Raw genomic sequence first — 19,624 nt, 5'->3', positions numbered from 1 at the left:
GGACACGACATGACCACCGCGAAGAAGTCCCCGAAGGAGCAGCCTGCTCCCCGCATCAGCGTCATCGGCACCGGATACCTCGGGGCCACGCACGCCGCCGCCATGGCCGAACTCGGCTTCGACGTCGTCGGCGTCGACACCGACCCGCGCAAGGTGGAGGAGCTGCGGGAGGGGCGCGCACCGTTCTTCGAGCCCGGCCTCCCGGAGCTGATCCGCGCGAACGTCGCCGCCGGGCGGCTGTCGTTCACGACGGACATCGCCGAGGCGGTCGCCACGGCCGACGTGCACTTCATCTGCGTCGGCACGCCGCAGCAGTCCGGCTCGTTCGCCGCCAACCTCGCCTACGTGGAGGCGGCGGCGCGCGGTATCGCCGAGAACCTCACGCACGACGCCCTGATCGTCGGCAAGTCGACCGTCCCGGTCGGTACCGGCGCGCGCCTCCGTGCGATCGTCGCGGAGGCGGCGCCCGCCGGCGTGAAGGTCGAGCTCGTCTGGAACCCGGAGTTCCTCCGCGAGGGCAAGGCCGTCGACGACACCCTGCACCCGGATCGTCTCGTCTTCGGCGGCACCAGTGCGGCCGCGGAGGCGCTCCTGCGCCGTGTGTACGCCGCGCCGATCGCCGAGGGGACGCCGGTCCTCGTCGCCGACCTCCCCACAGCCGAACTCGTGAAGGTGAGCGCGAACGCGTTCCTCGCGACGAAGATCTCGTTCATCAACGCGATCGCCGAGGTCTGCGACGCGGCGGGAGCGGACGTCTCGCTCCTCGCCGACGCGCTGGGGCACGACAAGCGCATCGGACGACAGTTCCTCAACGCCGGCCTCGGCTTCGGCGGAGGCTGCCTGCCCAAGGACATCCGGGCCCTCATGCACCGCTCGAGCGAGCTCGGCGCGCATGCCGCCGTCGGTCTCCTGCAGCAGGTCGACGAGATCAACATGGGCCGACGCCAGCGGGTGATCGACCTCGCGCTGAAGGCGCTCGGCGGCTCCGTGCTCAACCGGAGGATCGGCGTGCTCGGCGCGGCGTTCAAGCCGGAGACCGACGATGTGCGCGATTCGCCCGCGCTCAACGTGGCCGCCGCCCTGCACCTGCGGGGCGCGCAGGTCGTCGTGTACGACCCGCAGGCGCGGCAGACCGCACAGCGGCTCTACCCGACCCTCGGCTACGCCGACTCGATGGCCGACGCCGTCGCCGGTGCCGATGTGCTCGTCGTGCTCACGGAGTGGGACGAGTTCACCACCGCCGACCCGGCCGCGCTCAAGGCGCTCGCCGCCGGCCGCACCGTGATCGACGCCCGCAACTGCCTCGATCAGGCCGCCTGGAGCAGCGCGGGCTGGGATGTGCTCGCCATGGGCACCGTCCCCGTCGTCGCTCCGATCGAGCGCGACCTCGCCTCCCTCGCCCCCGTCCACTAGCCCTCCGATCGAAGGAACCGACATGACCAGTTACGTCACCAAGGCCGTGATCCCCGCGGCGGGCCTCGGCACCCGCTTCCTGCCGGCCACCAAGGCCATGCCCAAGGAGATGCTCCCGGTGGTCGACAAGCCGGCGATCCAGTACGTGGTCGAGGAGGCCGTCTCGAGCGGCCTGCACGACGTGCTCCTCATCACCGGCCGCAACAAGAACGCGCTCGAGAACCACTTCGACCGCAACACCGAGCTGGAGGACACGCTCGTCCGCAAGGGCGACACCGACAAGCTCCAGAAGGTGAGCCACTCCACCTCCCTCGCCGACATGCACTATGTGCGCCAGGGCGACCCCAAGGGGCTCGGGCACGCCGTCCTCCGTGCCAAGATGCACATCGGCCACGAGCCCTTCGCCGTGCTCCTCGGCGACGACATCATCGACGAGCGCGACCCGCTGCTCGCCCGGATGCTCGAGGTGCAGCACGCGCTCAACACCACCGTGGTCGCCCTCATGGAGGTGCCGCCGGACTCCATCCACCTCTACGGCGCCGCCGCGGTCCTGGAGACCGACGAGGACGACGTGGTGCGGATCACCGGCCTCGTCGAGAAGCCGAGCCGCGAGAACGCCCCCTCCAACTACGCCGTGATCGGACGCTACGTGCTGCGTCCCGAGATCTTCGACATCCTGGAGAAGACGGAGCCGGGCAAGGGCGGCGAGATCCAGCTGACCGACGCGCTCGAGGGGCTCGCGACCGCGCCGCCGTGGACCGGGGGAGTGCACGGCGTCATCTTCCGCGGACGCCGCTACGACACGGGCGACCGCCTCGACTACATCAAGGCGATCGTGCAGCTGGCCTCCGCCCGCGACGACCTCGGCCCCGGCTTGCTGCCGTGGCTGCGCGAGTTCGCGGACGGGATCGCGCCCGCTGCTGCGCAGGAGGTCGTCGCGCCGGCCGCCGTGCCCGCCGCACCGGTGCGCCCCGCCGCCAAGCAGCCGAAGCAGGCGCCCAAGCGCGAGCGCGAGCTGCTCCCCATCGCCGGGGCCTGACCCCTCCCGCCGCCACGCCCCTCCGCCACGCGCCCCGTCGCACCGCAGTCCGAACGACCGCGGCGCGACGGGACGACGGCGGTGCGGCGCCCGGCCGCGGACGTCCCGAATCGCAGCTGTCGCGGGCGGATGTCCGTCGCGAGACGGACGCGCCGTGGGCATGCGGGTTCCTAGAGTCGGGGCATGACCAGTGCGACACGGCCAGTGACGGTTCCGGCTCGGGGCGCGTGGTCGCCGTGGATCCGCGGAGCGACGAGCGTCGCGGGAGTGGCGATCGGCTCGCTCGTAGTCGGCGGCCTGACCAGCTTCGGCCAGCAGTACCTTCCCGAGTGGACCTCCTCGTTCGCCAACTCCGCCGGGGGCTGGACGATGCTCGCCTTCGGGATCGTCTGGCTCAGCCGGGCGCGCCCGGCCCTCGGTGCGGTACTGGGAGCGGTCTCGTTCCTCCTGATGGTGGAGGGCTACGGCGTCGTCTCGGCCTGGCGCGGATACTTCTACGCGGACCCGTTCACCAGCGTCTGGACGATCATCGCCCTCGTCGCCGGCCCGGTGATCGGGCTGTCCGCAGCGATCGCCCGGCATGGTTCCCGGCTGCGCTCCGCCCTCGCGACGGTGCCGTTGTCCGCCGTGCTGCTCGGCGAAGGAGTGTGGGCGCTCGTCGCCATCGCCGACACCACGAGCCCGGTCTACTGGATCATCGAGATCGTGCTCTCCGCGGTCGTCATCGCCGTCACGATCGGGTGCAACCGCCTCGCCGTCCGCCAGGCGGCCGCCGTCGCCGGCGCGTCCCTCGCCGCCAGCGCGGTCTACATCGCGCTCTGGACGCTCCTCGACATCTGGCGGTGACGACGCCGACCGGATGCGAATGCGCTCCCACGGTCCGTTCGCCGCACGGCGACCTGGCGCAGTCGTACCGCGACGGCGCAGGCACTGCGGGGGCGGCTCAGTCCAGCCCGAGCCGCTTGAGCGTGTGCTTCTCGCTGCGGCCGGCATCGGTCTCGATCTCATCGACGGCGATCGGAATGCCGGGACCCACGACGAGTCATCCGAAGCCGTCGCGGTGCACGAGCGGGACGAGGTCGGTGGTGCCGTCGCGCAGCAGCGTGCGCACCCGCTTGAGCAGGGCGTATCCCTCGGAGGGTCGCGTAACGTACGTCTTCCGACGGTAATGGACGACGTGGGCGACGGTCTTGGGCCGGACCGTACGCCGTCCCCGGCCCTGCGGGCAGGGGCGCCGGGTAGCGTGATCGGATGGAACTCCCTCTGCCTGCCACCCTCGACCGCCTCGCTGACAGGGGCTGGCCGGCGCTCCATCGCGAGGAGCTCGGACCCTGGGCGCTTCGGGCGGCCGGCGGTGTCACGAATCGGGCGAATTCCGTGCTCGCGATCGGCGACCCGGGCTCCGGCGACATCGGGGAGGCCGTGGATGCGGCCGAGCGCTGGTACGCGATGCGTGCCCTCCCCACGGTGTTCCAGGTGAGCCCCGCATCGTCCGACGCGTTGGTCGGAGAGCTCGAGAGGCGTGGCTACCGTGAGCACTCCGAGACGGGCATCCTGGTGGCGGAGCGTTCCGCGGTTGCCGCGACCCTCCTGGAGACGGCTTCGGGCGATGCTCTGGACGCTCCCTCCGACGTCTCCGTGGCGGCCTCGCCGCCGCGCGGCTGGCTGGACACGTGGTGGGCCGTCGACGGTCGCGGTGGCGCATCGGAGCGCGCCACGGTCGAGAGCATCCTCGCGGGTGGTCCCGCGCTCTACGCGTGGGCCGGCGCGAGCGCGGATCCGGATGCCGTCGCGCGCCTCGCCCTCGCCGAGGGCTGGGGTGGCCTCTACGCGGTCGCCACCCTCCCGCGCGCACGTCGACGCGGTCTCGCCCGCAGGCTGGCGGTCGCGCTCGCCGAGGCCTCGGGGTCGGCCGGTGTCGAACGGCTCTGGCTGCAGGTCGTCGCCGGCAACGCCGCAGCCCTCGCACTCTACGAGGGACTCGGCTTCACGCCGGCGTCCCGCTACTCCTATTGGGAGCAGGGGCGCTGATCCCGTATCACACGGCCGTCGGCCAGACCCGGTCTTCGCCGTCGGCCACGATCGTGATCGCGATATTGTCATCGAAGTCGGATGCCGCCCGACCTCTTCGAGACGCGGTTCCTCCGATTGCAGCGCGAGTCGACGGCCCGGGTCATCGAACGAGCTGTCGGGCGCGGCGAGATCCCGCCCGTGGACGACCTGCCGTACGTGCTCGATCTCGTCTACGGTCCGGCATTCCTGCGGGCGGCCCTCCCGGGCAACGCTCCTCCCGACGACGCGTTCGTCGATCGCGTCGTGAACACCGTGGCGCGTGAGCTCGGAGCCGCTGCGCCTGACGGGCGAGCGCCTTAACCACGATGCCGGGCGGTATGGACACTAGGGTTAGTCCACACAGCCCGGCAGCGTTTCGGGGTTACGACCGCTGGATATTCGGATCTCCCCGGCCGCATCAGCAGACTAGCGGAAAGTACGTCCTCCATGTGGGCCAAATGGAGGACAAAACCTGTACCCCTCTACCCCAATTCGGGGGCGTCGGCGGGACTCGGCCCCGCGCCGCGGTTCGGCTGGCACGACCTATTTAACCCACGATGCCGGGCGACACGGAGACTAGGGATCATTCGTGCTGCCCGGCATACGTTCGGGGTAACGGCCTGTGGATATTCGGGTTCCCCCGGCCGCAGTTCGAGAATAGCGGACTTGTGGGTCAAATGGAGGACAGTTCTGTACCCCGACCTCACCCCAGACCGAGGGGCACCGCGGCGAGGTGAGGAGGCTCAGACGGCGCCGAGCTCCTGCACCAGTGCCGCGACGAAGTCGTCGATGTCCTTCTCCGAGGTGTCGAACGAGCACATCCAGCGCACCTCGTTGCGGGCTGCATCCCAGTCGTAGAAGCGGAAGTGCTCGCGCAGCCGGTCGGCGACGCCGGCGGGGAGCGTCGCGAAGACGCCGTTCGCCTGGGTCTCCTGGCTGAAGCCGACGCCCTGGATGCTGCCCTCGGCGATTCCGCGCTCGAGCGCCGTGCGCAGTCGGGTGGCCATCGCGTTGGCGTGGCCGGCTGAGCGCAGGTACAGGTCGTCGCTGAGCAGCGCGATCAGCTGGGCCGAGATGAAACGCATCTTGGAGGCGAGCTGCATGTTCAGCTTGCGCAGGTAGAGGAGCCCCTCGGACGCCTCCGGGTTCAGGACGACGACGGCCTCGCCGTAGAGCATCCCGTTCTTCGTGCCGCCGAAGCTGAGCACGTCGACGCCGGCGTCCGTCGTGAAGGCGCGCAACGGGAGGCCCAGGGTCGCTGCCGCATTGGAGATGCGTGCGCCGTCCATGTGCAGCCTCATGCCGAGCGCGTGCACGTGGTCGGCGATCGCGCGGATCTCCTCGACCGTGTACGCGGTTCCCAGCTCGGTGGTCTGCGTGATCGAGACCACCAGCGGCTGCGCCCGGTGCTCGTCTCCCCAGCCCCACGCCTCGCGGTCGATCAGCTCCGGCGTCAGCTTGCCGTCCGGCGTCTCGACCGGGAGCAGCTTCAGCCCGGCGACCCGCTCCGGTGCACCCGCCTCGTCGGTGTTGATGTGCGCGGTCTTCGCGCAGACCACGGCGCCCCAGCGCGGCAGCATCGACTGCAGACCGACGACGTTCGCGCCGGTACCGTTGAAGACCGGGAACACCTGGACGCCCTCGCCGAAGTGCTCCGCGAAGACCTCGTGCAGCCGCTCGGTGTAGACGTCTTCGCCGTAGGCGATCTGGTGGCCCTGATTGGCCGCGGTGATCGCGTCGAGGATCTCGGGGTGGACTCCCGCGTAGTTGTCGGAGGCGAAGCCGCGCAGGTTCAGATCGTGGAGTTGTAGCGTCACCCGTCCATCCTAGATTCCGGGGCCACGAGCGGGATGCGCGCGCCGTTGATCTCAGCGGGGGAGCGTGCCCAGAGTCGCACGACCTCCTCGCCGAGCCGGTCCTCCAGGCCCGCGAGGGTCTTCACGACGAACACGGTGGCCGCAGCATTCGGGGCGTCCTTCCCGAACCCCTGGGCGATGGCCCGGGTCCAGGCATCGGCCGCCGCCTTCGCCGCGGCGTAGTTCGCTCCCCCTGCGTAGGGTCTCTCGACGGCGGTCGACGAGATGATCGCGAGCCTCCCCGCCTCCGACCCGGTCAGGTCGTCCAGGAAGACGCGAGTGGTGTTCCGCAGCGTGCGGAAGCCGCGCTCCAGGAAGTCCCAGTCCTCATCGGACTGGCCGGCGATCCCGCCGCCTCCGCGCCAGCCCCCGACCAGGTGGATCAGCCCGTCGATGGCGCCGAACTTCAGGTGGATGCGCATCGCCAGCTCGGCCACGGCGTCCCGGTCGGCCAGGTCGCACACCCGGGTGTCGACTCCCGGGACGGCCGCGGCGAGGGCGGCGAGAGCCTCCTCGCGCGTGCCGACCGCGAGAACCGTCGCGCCCGCCGTCGCCAGCGCTCGAGCGACGGCCTCGCCGCTGGTGCTGGTCGCGCCCGCGATCAGCACCAGCCGGCCGTGCAGCGGCAGAGCGTCCGTCACGCGGCGCCCGCCGGGGCGTCGTCCGTCGTGCCGGTGATGCCCGCGGTGGACTCGATCACCGCCGCCATCTTCTTGTTGAGCGCCTCGTAGAACATCGACAGGGGGAACTCGTCGTCGAGCACCGCGTCCGTGTAGCCCTTGGGTGCGCCCGAGAGGATCTCGTCGGACAGCCCGCGCGCCCACGTCGAGGCGGGATGCGGCGTGAGCGTCTGCGTCAGCATCTCGTACGCGGCGAGCCAGTGCGCGACCTTCGGCCGGTCGATCGAGCGCCAGTAGAGCTCGTTGATCTGGTCACTCAGCGCCACCACCACGTCCGGGACGGCCTCCCAGTCGATGGTGAGCTGGGTGTCCGTCCAGTGCAGCACATCGTGCTGGTGCATCCACGCGAAGAGCAGCTGACCGCCGAGCCCGTCGTAGTTGCGCACGCGACTGCCGGTGATCGCGAACCGGAAGATGCGGTCGAAGATCACCGCGTACTGGACGAGGTGCGCGTGGTCGCGGATCGCGCGCTGCGCGTCCGAGAGCTCCGAGTCGGGCAGCGCGCTGAGTTCGCGCTCCAGCTTCACCGACTCGCGGAACGCCGTCAGGTCGCAGCGCAGCTCCTCCAGCGAGTAGAGGAAGAACGGCATCCGCTGCTTGATCATGAACGGGTCGAACGGCAGGTCGCCGCGCATGTGGGAGCGATCGTGGATGATGTCCCACATCACGAAGGTCTCCTCCGTGAGCTGCTGGTCGTCCAGCATCGCGGCGGCGTCGGCCGGCAGCTCCAGCTTCGTGATCTCGGCGGCGGCGCGCACCACCCGGCGGTACCGGGCGGCCTCGCGGTCCTGGAAGATCGCGCCCCAGGTGAACTGCGGGATCTCGCGCATCGCGACGGTCTCCGGGAACAGCACGGCCGAGTTGGTGTCGTAGCCGGGCGTGAAGTCCACGAAGCGCAGCGCGACGAAGAGCTTGTTGCCGTAGTCGCCGGCCTCGAGCTCCGCGACGAACTCCGGCCAGATCACCTCGACCAGCACGGCCTCGACGAGGCGGTTCGCACTGCCGTTCTGCGTGTACATCGGGAAGACGACCAGGTGGCCGAGCCCGTCGATGCGGTGCTGCTGGGGCTGGAACTCGTTCAGCGCGTCCAGGAAGTCGGGAACGCCGAAGCCCTCGTCCGACCAGCGCACGAAGTCTCGCTGCGCGGCGGCGAGGTAGGCCGCATCGTGCGGGAAGAACGGGGCGAGCTCGCCGATGGCGTCGACGATGGCGTCGACGTGCGCGGCGGCGGAGGCGCGGTCCGACTCCTGCTCGACCGAGCCGTCCTTGACCTGCAACGCCTGGAGGGCGACGGCGGCGTCCTTCAGTCGCAGCCATGCGGGGTGCGTCGCGACCTCGCGCACCGGGCGGGCGTCCTCGACGACCTCGGGCTCTCCGACAATCGCGTCCTGCGTGAAGTGGGGGACGAACTGAGACATGACGAACCTCCCGTCGTGGGTCGGCCGCGCGTTGCGGCGGCTGCGGGCGCGCGAAATCGCGCCTCCACCCGAGCCTAACCGCGGATCGTGGACGTTTCTTTGCCCACTTCTGCGAATTCGTGCGCGAGATCCGCCTCCCGCGCACATTTCCCCGCCTGCTTATTCCGGAGATCCATCCGGAATAGCGCCGATCCTCCGTCCCTACGGCATCCTGAGCGGCGTGTCGCGGCTATTCTCCGGAATCGACAGGCACGGCCCGCGGACGCAGCGCCGGCGCACTGACGAACGCCGCGGCCATCAGCGCGACGACCAGCCAGAGCGCCCCGAGCAGCCCCGTCGAGTGCGCGACGACGCCGAGCACCGGCGGCCCGGCGAGGTTCGCGACGTAGCCGATGGAGGCGACGACGCTCACCCGCGCGGCCGCGTTGCCACCGCCCTCGGCCGCCGCGGACATCCCGAGCGGGAAGCCCATCGATACGCCGACCGCCCACAGCACGACGCCGACGAGCACCATCCAGAGAGCGCCGCCGAGGATGAAGAGGAGGAGGCCGGCGATGCCCAGCGCGGTCGTCCAGCGGATCGTCGCGACGCGGCCGAGCCGGTCGACCACCGGCCCGCCGAAGATGCGGGTGGCCGCCTCGCTCGCCGCGAAGATCGTGAAGAACAGGGCGGCGACGGCTGCGGTCTGCCCGTGGTCGTCCTTCACCGAGAGCGTGAGCCAGGTGTTGGCGGAGCCTTCGCCGAGCTCGACACCGAGCATGACGACGCCGATGACGAGCAGCCGCGCGTCCAGCCAGCCGCGCAGCCACTGCTTCACCCGCGCCGCCACGGGCGGCCGGGCCGGGGCGTCGGGAGTCTCGGGAGCCGCGGCCGGGATGGCGCGCGCCATGCCCAGTGCGACGATCGCCACCACGACGCCGAGCGCGGTGAACTGCGCCGACGGGGCGATGCCGAGGGCGGCGCAGGCTGCGCCGATCCCGGAGCCGATGGCCGCTCCGACGGACCATGCGGCGTGCATGAGCGGCATGAGGGTCTTGGCGGCCGCCTGCTCGATCGCCGCGCCCTCCACGTTGATGAGCACGTCGAGCGTCCCGATGCCGAGGCCCACCGTGACGAAGCCCACCGCGACCAGCGGGACGGACTGGAGCAGCAGCGCGCCGCCCAGCAGTACCAGCGAGCCGGCGATGGTGAGCAGCGCCGTCGAGACCGCCCACCGACCGCCCAGGCGCCCGAGCAGGGGAGTGGAGATCCCGAGCCCGGCGATCGACCCGACCGTCGAGCAGGCGATGAGCACGCCGACCGTGGGCGTGTCGATGTTCAGCTCGCGCATCAGCTCGGGCAGTCTCGGGCCCCAGGTGGCGATGGTCACGCCGCCGAGTCCGAAGGCGGCGGTGATCGCGTTGCGCCAGCGCACCAGGGCGCGGCGGTCGAGAGCGGTCTGCGTCGTCACAGGGACCTCGTATCGGGGCAGGCGGGCGGGGGAACAAAACCGACTGCTGGTCGGTGTTCACGTCGATGGTACACGCCGCACCATTCTTCTCGCGCCTGCGATGATGGACAGATGGCGAGAACGGTTCGGGGCGCACGGGTTCTGATCACCGGGGCCGCGTCCGGCATGGGGCGGCTCTACGCGGAGCGGGCGGTGCGCGAGGGCGCCCGCGCGGTCGTGCTGTGGGACCGCGACGCCGCCGCCCTCACAGCTCTGACCGACACGTTGCGGTCCGAGATCCTCACCGGCCGCACCGCCGCCGCGTGGGGTGCGCCTCCGCGCTCGCCCTCCTCCGCTGCGGGCGGCGCGGTGACGAGCGTGCACCCCTACTTCCTCGACCTCGGCGAGCTGGGCGCGATCGCGCAGAGCGCCCAGGCGGTGCGCCGCGAGCTCGGCGGGATCGACGTGCTCATCAACAACGCGGGCATCGTGCGCGGCAAGTACTTCTGGGAGCACGACAACGGCGACGACACCCGGCCGACCATGCAGGTGAACGCGCTCGCTCCGATGTACATCACCCGGGAGTTCCTGCCCGGCATGATCGAGAGCACGCGCGAGGCCCGCATCGTCAATATCGCCTCCGCGGCCGGCACTCTCTCCAACCCGCGCATGAGCGTCTACGCCGCCAGCAAGTGGGCGGTGATCGGCTGGAGCGACAGCGTGCGGCTGGAGCTGCAGCAGCAGGGCTTCGACCATGTCAAGGTCACCACGGTGGCACCCAGCTACATCGACACCGGGATGTTCGAGGGCGCTCGCGGGCCGCTCCTGACGCCGGTGCTGACACCCGAGTACGTCGTCGACAAGGTCTGGCGGGCGATGCTCGCCGGGCGTCCTCTTCTCATGCTCCCGTGGTCGGTCGGCCTCGCTCGCCTGCTCAAGGGCGTGCTCCCGACGCGGGCGTGGGATGCGGTGGCCGACCGGCTCGGCGTCTACCACTCGATGGATTTCTTCACGGGCCGCCGGCCGTAGGCGCGGATCGCGCGGCCGCTCTCAGCGCAGTGCGCTCCCGACGGAGGCGAGCGGGCCGGCCAGGAGGTCGGTGAGCAGGCGCGCGAAGCGCCCGTCCGGATCGAGGTCCGGGTCGAAGACCGTGATCGACGCGCCGGCCGCGTGGGGTGCCAGCTGCTGCAGCAGCTCCCCGAGCTGCTCGACGTCCAGGCCGCCGGGGTCAGGGCTGTCCACGGCGGGCAGCACGCTCGGGTCGAGGAGGTCGACGTCGAGCTGCAGCCAATAGCCCGGCCCCGCGATGTCCCGGAGGCGCGCGACGAGTGGTGCCGGTGCGGCCTCCCGGGCCTCCCGCGCCTCTCGTGCCGAGACGACGGCCCCCAGCATCTCGCGCGCCTCCACCGCGTGCTCGTCGTCCTCCCGGTGGCCCAGGTGCACCACGCGGCCGGGAGCGAAATACGGCGAGAGCCCGTCGAGGTCGGCGATGGCCGGCCAGTGCAGCCCGACGGCCGCCGCGAGGTCCTCGCCCGCGACGCTGGCGCACGCGGCGCTGTTGCCCGGGTGCCGGAAGTCCGTGTGACCGTCGAGGTGGACGAGCCCGGTGCCGCCGCGTCGCGCGAGCGCGAGGCCGATCCCGACCAGCACGCTGCAGTCCCCGCCGACAACCACGGGTGCGTCGCCGGCGTCGAGCACGGACCCCACTCGGTCGGCGAGCCGGAGGGCGTGATCGACCAGCGCCTCCTCGTTGCGCACGTGACCGGGCGCGCGCGTGCCGTCGTCATCGCGGTAGCGCCCGGCGACGATCGCCCCGGCATCCCGGGCCCCCGAGGCGAGCAGGCGCCCGAACAGGCCGGCCTCCCGCAGGGCCTCCGGAGCCTTGTCCGCACCGGGCACGCTCCCGGGCTGCGGGGGCCGCAGGCCCAGGTTCGTCGGCGCCGACACGAGAGCGATCATGTGTGCCAGCCTGTCAGGGATCAGGAGCGTTGCGAAGGGCCGTCCAGGGCGAGGCGTAGGCGCGGGCCGTGCGCTCGAAGCGACTGTGGAAGTCGCGCGAGTTGCACCAGCTGCCCAGACCGTCCGAGCCATCCGCCCGCTCACAGCCGACTCGAGCACGCCACCCTCACCGCGCCCATCTTCTCCATGCACCCTCACCCCGCCTTCGTGAACCGGCACCCCGCCTTCGTGAACCGGCACCCCGCCTTCGTGAACCGGCACCCCGCGTGCGGGCGCCTGGCCCGAGGGGCGCCGCGATCGGTTCTCGCGGGGCCGTCAGCGCCAGCGTTCGTTGAGGCGTCGGGCGCCAGGATCTCGGTCTGGCTGGACACCGTCATCGAGGAGTTCGAGTGACGTGCCGGCGGGCGCACGTGTCGCGGCGATCACGAACGCTCCGGCGCCGAGGGCTAGCGCGATGCCGAAGAGCGCGAATGGCGGCCCGATTCGGTTCTCCAACGACGGTGTCGCTGCGGTCAGTTGGGCGACGGGCCAGATGAGGCTCGAGAACGCTGCAACGAGCACCAGAGCGCCTAACCCGATTGCTGCCGTCCAACGTCCGACGTCTCCGCGCAGGAAGATCGCACAGAAGACGGCAACGATGCTGCAGAGCACGGAGGGGACCAGTGCGATGAGGAAGACCGTAGTGGATGACTGGACCTCAGGAGTCCCGGTGAAGCTCCAATGCGACGGGACCTGCGCAGCTGGCGATTGCCAGAGCAACGCAGACACGACGAGCGCGATCGGAGTGGCCGCGGTCATGACCGCGACGACAACGAATTGCAAGACAATCCGCTCCATGGTCACCGATCTCGTCGATCGTCAGCCAGTGCGCGGGCAGCGTTGTTGGCGCAGAGGGTGGCCCACGTCAGCGTACCCAGGAACAGGACGATGCCTATCACCTGCATCGCCGGCTGAAGATCAGGGTAGGCAAGCCCCACGCCCGCGATGACGATCACTACACCGCCGCCGACGATCGCTGGTAGGAGCGCCGCGCGGTGCCCGGCTCGCCATGCGCTCTCGCTCAATCGGGTTGCCGGCAGTCGGATGCCGATTCCGCGGTTTGCCCCGATCGTCCCCCCGGCGCACAAGCCGACGACCAGTATCAGCACAATAGCCAGCCCAATCAGCGTCAGCAACGCTGTCATGATGTCACGAACTCCTTCGTACCCGCGGGCGCGATATTGGATGCGTTTTCGGTGGCTGCCTCATCATTCGCTCGACTCTCGCGCGGCCTCAGCGTGTGGGCAGCCACTACGGCCGTCCCGATCATGGTGAGGGCGAAAGACCACAAGCCCATAATCACACCGATGCCAAGGTGCAAGGTGATCGCGCCGATCAAGCCGTACTTCTTGAGCGGGGCGGGGCATAGGAACAGGACCGCGAAGCTCACCTCCGCGATGATCGTTCCCCAGGTGAGCAGTGCAGTGCCGATAGGGAGGGCGGTAAACCAGTGCAGAACGTCGCCTACGACTCCGACGCTTCCGAACATCGGGTCTCGGGTGATGTAGAACATGGCACTCCCGTTCACCCAGTCGGTAACCGCGAGTTTGGCCAGACCGCTCTCGAAGTAGATCCCAGAGAGCTGAAGGCACAGAGCAATCGAGCCGGCATATCCGATCGCCTGGAGGTGCCCGGACGGCGTCCGGGAGCCGCGGCGAGCCCATCCGTTGACCCGCCCGTCCGGGACGGTCACCGCAATGAGTAGCACCGCAGAAAACACGGCTACGGATTCTCCACCATCCGGGACGGAAAGCGACACGCCCATCGACAGCGCCAACCAGGCGTGCAGCACCGACGTGTACCGAGGGAAGAGCCCACTGATCACCAGTATCGCGATCGCGGTTCCGGCCCATCTGCCGAACTCGTTCGGGACCTCGCTGCCCAGGCAAAACACCGAGATCTGCCGAACGCCCTCGCAATAGCCGACCGGAGTTCTTCCTACGACGTCGGCACTGAGGCTGACCCAGGGAGTGAGCGCGAGCGTGATCAGCTGCGCCAGAGCGATCAGCGATCGTCCCACCTGCACCTGAATCGAGCCGCTGCGGAAGCGAGGGATGTTGTTCGCCAGCGAATCGAACGCACGAAGAAGGTCCCTGCCAGGACTCAGTTGTGAGAACACGTGACCTCCAAATCTGCGAACGACTTCACTCGAACCTGCTCCGGTGCGGAGTTGCGGTAGGCGAATTTCACCGGCTCCTGCTGAACGACCCGAATCGCGCCGCAGAAGTGCTGGGTGTTCGTCGGGTTCGCGATCTCCCATGCCCGCGTGGCCGGCTTGGCCAGACACTCACTCAGGTAGCCTGCGCAGTCGGTGAAGGACGAAACCGACGACGCCAAGACGCCTACCTCGGTGCCCTGCGCCCGCTGCTCTCTGCTGAACCCAAAGAGGTTCTCGCTTTCTGACTGTGGCAGGGAGTCAGCCCGCACCCATTGGCCACTGACCCGCTCATAGAGAACGTAGCTGGTCTCCTGGGGACTGCGAGTGAAGAACGCCCACCCCTGCGGGACGAGGACCTGGAGGTCGAATCTGACTCCCTTTGTGGTGGTGGGCTGAAGTACGTTGTCCTGCCACGACGCTCCCACGGTGATCGCAAGCAGAACTGCGACTGCTCCCAACGCGAAGCCGAACGTCCTCCTCCCAGAGGCGAAGGACGTTCGGGTTCGCTGTCCACCTACCGACATCGACCTACAGCCCGGCCCACGCCGACGCATATGTCTGCCGCACAATCGCGTTGTCGTCGCCCGGCCGCTGGTACGCGATCACGGCCAACGCGGCAACAACACCAATCACCGAGATCGCGATGGCCGCCGCGACGGCGACCTGAGTACTCACGACGTAATTTGAGAACGCCCACACCGACCCGTTCGCCCGCGTGGAAATCATCGATCCGTTCGATGACACCTGATGCTTCGCCGCCACCGCCTGGACCACATCCGAGAAGGCCTTCAAGGACTCTTCCGCCTTATACGGGTCACCGGCCTGAGCCTTCACGGTGACGTCCTCGTGAAAGGTCGGGTCCTCTTCCATGAACTCGGCAAGCAGCTGGTCGGTGACCGAGCTGGGAGCGTCGGGCACTGGAGTCATGTTCAGGGCCTCGAGCAGTTCAGGTTTGTTCTCGGCGATCTCTCCCCGCCCGAAGACGAGAAAGTCAACAACGTCCCGGTCTGAGTACTGAAGGTTGCTACCGTGCGTCTCCACTACCGAAGCGGATTCCGCGGGCGCAGCGTTGGCCGGGATCGCTGCCCCTAACAGGCTCGCACTCACCAGCCCTGCTGTAATGGCAAGCCCTTTTCCCCAAGAAACAGTCATAGAAACCCCTTTGTCCGTCGTCCAACTCACGAGTTGGCCTGGCAATAGAGTGACACACCGTGCACATATAAAAACAGTGCATCAAGCCCTTGAAATGCATATAAAAGAATCTGACCTATCATAATCGCGATGCTTCGATTCCTATGCGGTGTTAGTCGGCGATGGTGCGGGCAGCCCGTAGTGGGCGCGAAAGGCGACGACGGCGGCGAGGTAGCCGGCCATGCCGTGGACGCCGGGGCCGGGCGCGACGGCGCTGGAGTCGTGGTAGACGTGCTTGATCGGAGTGCGCCAGGGGGCGGTGTGGAGTGTGGGCCGGCGGGCGAAGTCGAGGCCGCGGGTCCTGCCGCCGAAGATGTCGCCCCCTTTCAGGCTGGGGTTGGCCGTCTCGAGGTCGGTCGGGCGGGTGACCTGGCTGGCGAGGATCGTGTCGCGGGTGCCCGAGGCGATCCGGTCGAGGATCGCATCAGTCATGTCGGCTGTGGACCGGTTGGGACGCGTGTGTATGCCCAGGCGGTGTGTCGGCCGCGACCGCGGGCGGGGTTGACGACGGTGGGCTGGATGAGCATGACGAACGGGCGATCCGGGATTCGCCCGGAGGCGACCTCCCACTCGGCGTGGGCGAGCTGGGCCGCGCCCCGCCGAGATGGAGGGTCGGCGACCGCCGGACACCCGGGTGAGCCCACGGCAGTGGCTCGGAAAGCAGCAAGTCGACCTTGAACACACCAGGGCCGGGGGAGAGGGTCCGGCGCGGCCGCGACCGGTAGCCGGGAGAGCTGGCAAGGATGTTGTGGGTGTTACGGGCGGAGGTCGCCAACAGCACGAAGTCTGCAGACGGCATGTCGCCCCAGCGCCGGATCGGCACGTCGGTGTGTACGGCACCGCCGTGCGCCCGCAGATCGGCAACGAGCGCGTCGGCGAGACGGCCGCGCCACCTCCGGGTAGCGCCATCCGGTGGTGTGGGCCAGGGCGCCAAGCACTACCCTGACGCTGGCAGAACTCACCCCGCCGAGCGGGGCACCGGAATGTGCTGCGACGCCGGCGAACAACGCCGCCGGGCGCGTTCACCTTCCGCGCGTAGCCGAGCAGGGCTTGGGCGATCCCCGGTGCCAGCGGGAGCGCTTCCCATACGTTACTTGGAATAGTGGAGACGGTGGCTCGGCGCGGCAGAGGCATGGCTCGCACGGGACCCGGCCAGCTGTGCGACGGAACTCGTCAGTTCGAGTACGTTCACTCAAACGATGCGGGAGCCCCGCGCTCGCTCGCCGCCGCGGCAGCGGGCAGAATGCGCTCTTCCGGCGCTCGACCGGCTCGCAGGCCCCCGAACGGGTCGCATTTCTGAGAGAACTCACATACAGTGCCCCGTACACGCCGCACCGCGGCCGCGCCGAAGGGAGCACTCGTGAGCGATCCGTCCTGGACCCAGGTGGTCAAGACCGTCGAGCCGGAGCAGCCCGAGCTGAAGCGGGCACTCGGGCCCGGTCTGCTGCTGCTGTTCATTGTCGGCGACATCCTCGGCACTGGCGTCTACGCCCTCACCGGCCAGGTGGCGGCGGAGGTGGGAGGCGCGGCCTGGCTGCCGTTCCTGCTGGCGTTCGCAGTCGCCACGGTGACCGCCTTCTCGTACCTCGAGCTGGTCACCAAGTACCCGCAGGCGGCGGGTGCCGCGCTCTACACGCACAAGGCGTTCGGCATCCACTTCTTCACGTTCATCGTGTGCTTCATCGTCATGACGTCCGGCATCACCTCGGCGTCGACGGCGTCGCGCGCGTTCGCGGTGAACCTGACCGTGGGCTTCGGCATCCCGGACGCGAATCTCACCACGCTGCTGATCGCGCTCGCGTTCATCGTGCTCATCATGCTGGTGAACTTGCGCGGGGTGACGGAGAGCGTGTGGCTGAACGTGGTCCTCACCCTCGTGGAGCTGTCCGGTCTGCTGCTGGTCATCTTCATCGGGATGTGGGCGATCGCCGGTGGCAACGCGGACTGGTCCCGGGTCGTGGCCTTCGAGACGCCGGAGGACAAAGGGGTGCTGCTGGCGGTGAGCACGGCGACCTCGCTGGCGTTCTTCGCGATGGTCGGATTCGAGGACTCGGTCAACATGGCGGAGGAGACCAAGGAGCCGAGCCGCATCTTCCCGAAGATGATGCTGAGCGGCCTGGGCATCGCGGCCGTCATCTACGTGCTGGTGTCGATCACCGTCGTCGCGCTGGTCCCGATCGGTCAGCTCGCCGGCAGCGAGACGCCACTCGTCACGGCGGTCGAGGCGGCCGCCCCCGGCTTCCCGATCAACGACCTCCTGCCGTTCATCTCGATGTTCGCGGTCGCCAACACGGCGCTCATCAACATGATGATGGCGAGTCGTCTGCTCTACGGCATGGCGAAGCAGGGGGTGCTGCCGCCGTTCCTGGCGAAAGTCTCCGCGAAGCGCCGCACACCGTGGACCGCCATCCTGTTCACCTCGGCGCTCGCCGTGGCCCTCATCATCTATGTCTCGCTCGATCCGAAGGGCTCGATCGTGGCGCTGCTCGGCGGCACGACGTCGCTGCTCCTCCTCGCGGTGTTCGCGGTCGTCAACGTGGCGGTGCTCGTGCTGCGCAAGCAGCCGGTCGACCACAAGCACTTCCGCTCGCCGACCGTGTTGCCGATCGTCGGCGGGCTCACGTGCCTCTACTTGGTGTTCCCGTGGACCTCGGGTCGCCCCGTAGGTCAGTACACGATCGCTCTCGGGCTGCTCGCGATCGGGATCCTGCTGTGGGTCGTCGAGCGGATCTACTCGCGGAGGGCGAGGCAGCGCGCCGCCCTGGAGCGGATAGACCCGGAGCGCTGACCGGGAGCGCTGACGCGGAGAGCCGATGCGGAGACGGCGCCGGTGCGACTCGCACCGGCGCCGTTCCCTCGTTCCGGAAGCGGAACGATCAGACCGTCGTGCCGTGGTCGACCTCGCCGCGCCAGGCACCGGACTCGGAGCCCTGCGACTCGATGAACTTCTTGAAGTTCTCGAGGTCCTTCTTGACCGCGTGGTCGTCGAGGCCGAACACGGCTCCGATCTTCTCGAGCGCGTCGGACGGCGCCCATTCCAGCTGCACGGTCACCTTGGTCTCGGTGTCGGACAGCCGGTGGAAGGTCACGACGCCCGCGTGCTCGGTGTCGCCGGCGACGGACTTCCACGCCACGCGCTCGTCCGGGAGCTGCTCGGTGATGACGGTGTCGAACTGACGCTCTGCGCCGCCGATCTTCACCCGCCAGTGGTTCGTGGTGTCATCCACCTGACGGATCTCCTCGACCTCGTCGAGGAAGTGCGGGAACGACTCGAACTGGGTCCACTGGTTGTACGCGGTCGAGACCGGCACGTTCACGTCGATGGAGGTGGTCACTGCAGCCATCGCTGCTCCTTTCGCTGTCTTCGGATTCCCGTGGGACGGTAGGCCGGGCAGCGGTCGGGTACAGGGCCTGGACATCACAGGCGGATGGTGCGAAGGGGGCGACCGAGGTTCGGGTTCCTGCTCAGGCCCAGCGCCGGTTCGCCCACCGCTCGAACAGGCCGACGAGCGAGTCGGTGAGCTTGCCGAGCAGGGCGAGCAGGATGATCGCGAGGAAGAGGCGGTCGGTGCGCCCGTTGTTCTGCGAGTCGCTCAGCAGGAAGCCGAGGCCCATCGAGGAGGCGATCAGCTCGGCGGCGACCAGGAAGAGCCAGGCCTGCGCGAGCGCCAGCCGCAGGCCGGAGATCACGGACGGAAGCACCGATGGGAGCTGGACGGTCGTGAACAGACGGATGCCGTTCAGCCCGAACGCGCGGCCGGCCTCCACCAGGTGGCGGTCGACGTGCTTCAGCGAGGCCGCGACCGTCGTGTAGACGGGGAAGAACGATCCGATGGCGATCAGGATGATCTTGGAGTCCTCGCCGATCTTGAACCACAGGATCAGCAGCGGCACCCACGCCAGAGAAGGCACGGCCCGGATGGCGGCGAGCGTGGAGCTGAACAGGATGTCCGCCAGCCGCGACAGCCCGACGACCGCCCCGAGCACGAGGCCCAGGGCGGCGCCGCAGGCGAAGCCGAGGAGGACGCGCTGCGTCGAGATCGCGACGTAGAGGCCGAGCAGGCCGCGCTGCGCGAGGTCGATCGCGGCGTTCCACACCATCGCCGGCGACGGCAGCTGGGCGGACGTGAACGCACCGGAGGTGCTGGCGACCTGCCAGACCACCAGGATGATCGCCGGCAGCACGAGGCCGCCGGTGATCCGCACCCAGCGGCGCGAGAGGAACGGGGTGTGCGCGACGACCGCGCCCGTTCCGTCCGCGACGATGGTCGGAGCCGCGGCCTCGCGGGGCCGCTCACCGGCCACCGACGTGGCGCTGCCGACCTCGCCGCCCGGGCCGCCGACCACGATCAGCGGGCCGTCGCCCTCCGGTGCGTTCTGGTAAGACATG

General features: G+C 69.4%; 20 protein-coding genes. 7 read left to right on the top strand and 13 right to left on the bottom strand.

The window, feature by feature from the left end; translation table 11 throughout:
* Positions 1-9 precede the first annotated feature (9 nt).
* The 5 genes from IT072_RS18590 to IT072_RS18570 all read left to right on the top strand — a co-directional run bounded on the left by IT072_RS18590 (position 10) and on the right by IT072_RS18570 (position 4,825).
* On the top strand, positions 10-1,413 hold the full coding sequence (locus tag IT072_RS18590) for a UDP-glucose dehydrogenase family protein (RefSeq protein ID WP_223358319.1): 1,404 nt from the start codon (positions 10-12) through the stop codon (positions 1,411-1,413).
* A 22-nt stretch (positions 1,414-1,435) separates the two neighbouring features.
* Entirely contained in the window at positions 1,436-2,452 is a 1,017-nt protein-coding gene (gene galU / locus IT072_RS18585; protein ID WP_223358318.1) for a UTP--glucose-1-phosphate uridylyltransferase GalU, read from the top strand.
* 183 nt (positions 2,453-2,635) lie between these two features.
* Entirely contained in the window at positions 2,636-3,298 is a 663-nt protein-coding gene (locus tag IT072_RS18580) for a DUF6518 family protein (protein WP_223358317.1), read from the top strand.
* A gap of 405 nt (positions 3,299-3,703) precedes the next feature.
* Positions 3,704-4,483 (top strand): GNAT family N-acetyltransferase, encoded by a 780-nt coding sequence (locus tag IT072_RS18575; RefSeq protein ID WP_223358316.1) that lies wholly within the window; start codon positions 3,704-3,706, stop codon positions 4,481-4,483.
* Between the two features lie 81 nt (positions 4,484-4,564).
* Complete coding sequence (locus tag IT072_RS18570) at positions 4,565-4,825, top strand: TetR-like C-terminal domain-containing protein (protein WP_223358315.1); 261 nt, start codon at positions 4,565-4,567, stop codon at positions 4,823-4,825.
* 422 nt (positions 4,826-5,247) lie between these two features.
* Here IT072_RS18570 and IT072_RS18565 read toward each other — a convergent pair whose 3' ends face one another.
* The 4 genes from IT072_RS18565 to IT072_RS18550 all read right to left on the bottom strand — a co-directional run bounded on the left by IT072_RS18565 (position 5,248) and on the right by IT072_RS18550 (position 9,908).
* Positions 5,248-6,321: a threonine aldolase family protein gene (locus IT072_RS18565; RefSeq protein ID WP_223358314.1), complete on the bottom strand. Its 1,074-nt coding sequence runs from the start codon at positions 6,319-6,321 to the stop codon at positions 5,248-5,250.
* Positions 6,318-7,001 (bottom strand): SDR family oxidoreductase, encoded by a 684-nt coding sequence (locus tag IT072_RS18560; RefSeq protein ID WP_223358313.1) that lies wholly within the window; start codon positions 6,999-7,001, stop codon positions 6,318-6,320. Before IT072_RS18560 ends, IT072_RS18565 begins: the two co-directional genes overlap by 4 nt.
* Entirely contained in the window at positions 6,998-8,458 is a 1,461-nt protein-coding gene (locus IT072_RS18555; RefSeq protein ID WP_223358312.1) for a DUF6421 family protein, read from the bottom strand. Before IT072_RS18555 ends, IT072_RS18560 begins: the two co-directional genes overlap by 4 nt.
* A gap of 229 nt (positions 8,459-8,687) precedes the next feature.
* Positions 8,688-9,908 (bottom strand): MFS transporter, encoded by a 1,221-nt coding sequence (locus IT072_RS18550; RefSeq protein WP_223358311.1) that lies wholly within the window; start codon positions 9,906-9,908, stop codon positions 8,688-8,690.
* A gap of 111 nt (positions 9,909-10,019) precedes the next feature.
* Between IT072_RS18550 and IT072_RS18545 the strand changes: the two genes are divergently transcribed.
* Entirely contained in the window at positions 10,020-10,916 is an 897-nt protein-coding gene (locus IT072_RS18545) for an SDR family oxidoreductase (RefSeq protein ID WP_223358310.1), read from the top strand.
* A gap of 21 nt (positions 10,917-10,937) precedes the next feature.
* Here IT072_RS18545 and IT072_RS18540 read toward each other — a convergent pair whose 3' ends face one another.
* The 7 genes from IT072_RS18540 to IT072_RS18510 form a co-directional block, all read right to left on the bottom strand.
* Positions 10,938-11,846, bottom strand: coding sequence for an arginase family protein (locus IT072_RS18540; RefSeq protein ID WP_223358309.1), 909 nt, complete (start codon positions 11,844-11,846; stop codon positions 10,938-10,940).
* A gap of 315 nt (positions 11,847-12,161) precedes the next feature.
* Entirely contained in the window at positions 12,162-12,689 is a 528-nt protein-coding gene (locus IT072_RS18535; RefSeq protein WP_223358308.1) for a hypothetical protein, read from the bottom strand.
* The gene (locus IT072_RS18530; protein WP_223358307.1) at positions 12,686-13,030 is read right to left on the bottom strand and encodes an SdpI family protein; all 345 of its coding nucleotides are present in this window, start codon (positions 13,028-13,030) and stop codon (positions 12,686-12,688) included. The genes IT072_RS18535 and IT072_RS18530 overlap by 4 nt, the downstream gene beginning before the upstream one ends.
* Positions 13,027-14,004: a sporulation-delaying protein SdpB family protein gene (locus tag IT072_RS18525; RefSeq protein ID WP_223358306.1), complete on the bottom strand. Its 978-nt coding sequence runs from the start codon at positions 14,002-14,004 to the stop codon at positions 13,027-13,029. The genes IT072_RS18530 and IT072_RS18525 overlap by 4 nt, the downstream gene beginning before the upstream one ends.
* Positions 13,989-14,501, bottom strand: a complete 513-nt coding sequence (locus IT072_RS18520) for an SdpA family antimicrobial peptide system protein (protein ID WP_223358305.1) — start codon at positions 14,499-14,501, stop codon at positions 13,989-13,991. The genes IT072_RS18525 and IT072_RS18520 overlap by 16 nt, the downstream gene beginning before the upstream one ends.
* A 70-nt stretch (positions 14,502-14,571) precedes the next feature.
* Complete coding sequence (locus IT072_RS18515) at positions 14,572-15,195, bottom strand: hypothetical protein (protein ID WP_223358304.1); 624 nt, start codon at positions 15,193-15,195, stop codon at positions 14,572-14,574.
* A 141-nt stretch (positions 15,196-15,336) separates the two neighbouring features.
* Positions 15,337-15,666 (bottom strand): hypothetical protein, encoded by a 330-nt coding sequence (locus IT072_RS18510; protein ID WP_223358303.1) that lies wholly within the window; start codon positions 15,664-15,666, stop codon positions 15,337-15,339.
* 928 nt (positions 15,667-16,594) lie between these two features.
* Here IT072_RS18510 and IT072_RS18505 point away from each other — a divergent pair.
* Entirely contained in the window at positions 16,595-18,022 is a 1,428-nt protein-coding gene (locus IT072_RS18505) for an APC family permease (protein ID WP_223358302.1), read from the top strand.
* Between the two features lie 88 nt (positions 18,023-18,110).
* Here IT072_RS18505 and IT072_RS18500 read toward each other — a convergent pair whose 3' ends face one another.
* Both IT072_RS18500 and IT072_RS18495 read right to left on the bottom strand, forming a co-directional pair.
* Positions 18,111-18,578 (bottom strand): SRPBCC family protein, encoded by a 468-nt coding sequence (locus IT072_RS18500; RefSeq protein WP_223358301.1) that lies wholly within the window; start codon positions 18,576-18,578, stop codon positions 18,111-18,113.
* 121 nt (positions 18,579-18,699) lie between these two features.
* Positions 18,700-19,623, bottom strand: a complete 924-nt coding sequence (locus tag IT072_RS18495; protein ID WP_223358300.1) for an ABC transporter permease — start codon at positions 19,621-19,623, stop codon at positions 18,700-18,702.
* Position 19,624 lies beyond the last annotated feature (1 nt).

It is taken from the genome of Leifsonia sp. ZF2019 (assembly GCF_019924635.1).
GTDB lineage: Bacteria > Actinomycetota > Actinomycetes > Actinomycetales > Microbacteriaceae > Leifsonia.
This window is presented reverse-complemented; position numbering and strand designations above follow the sequence as displayed.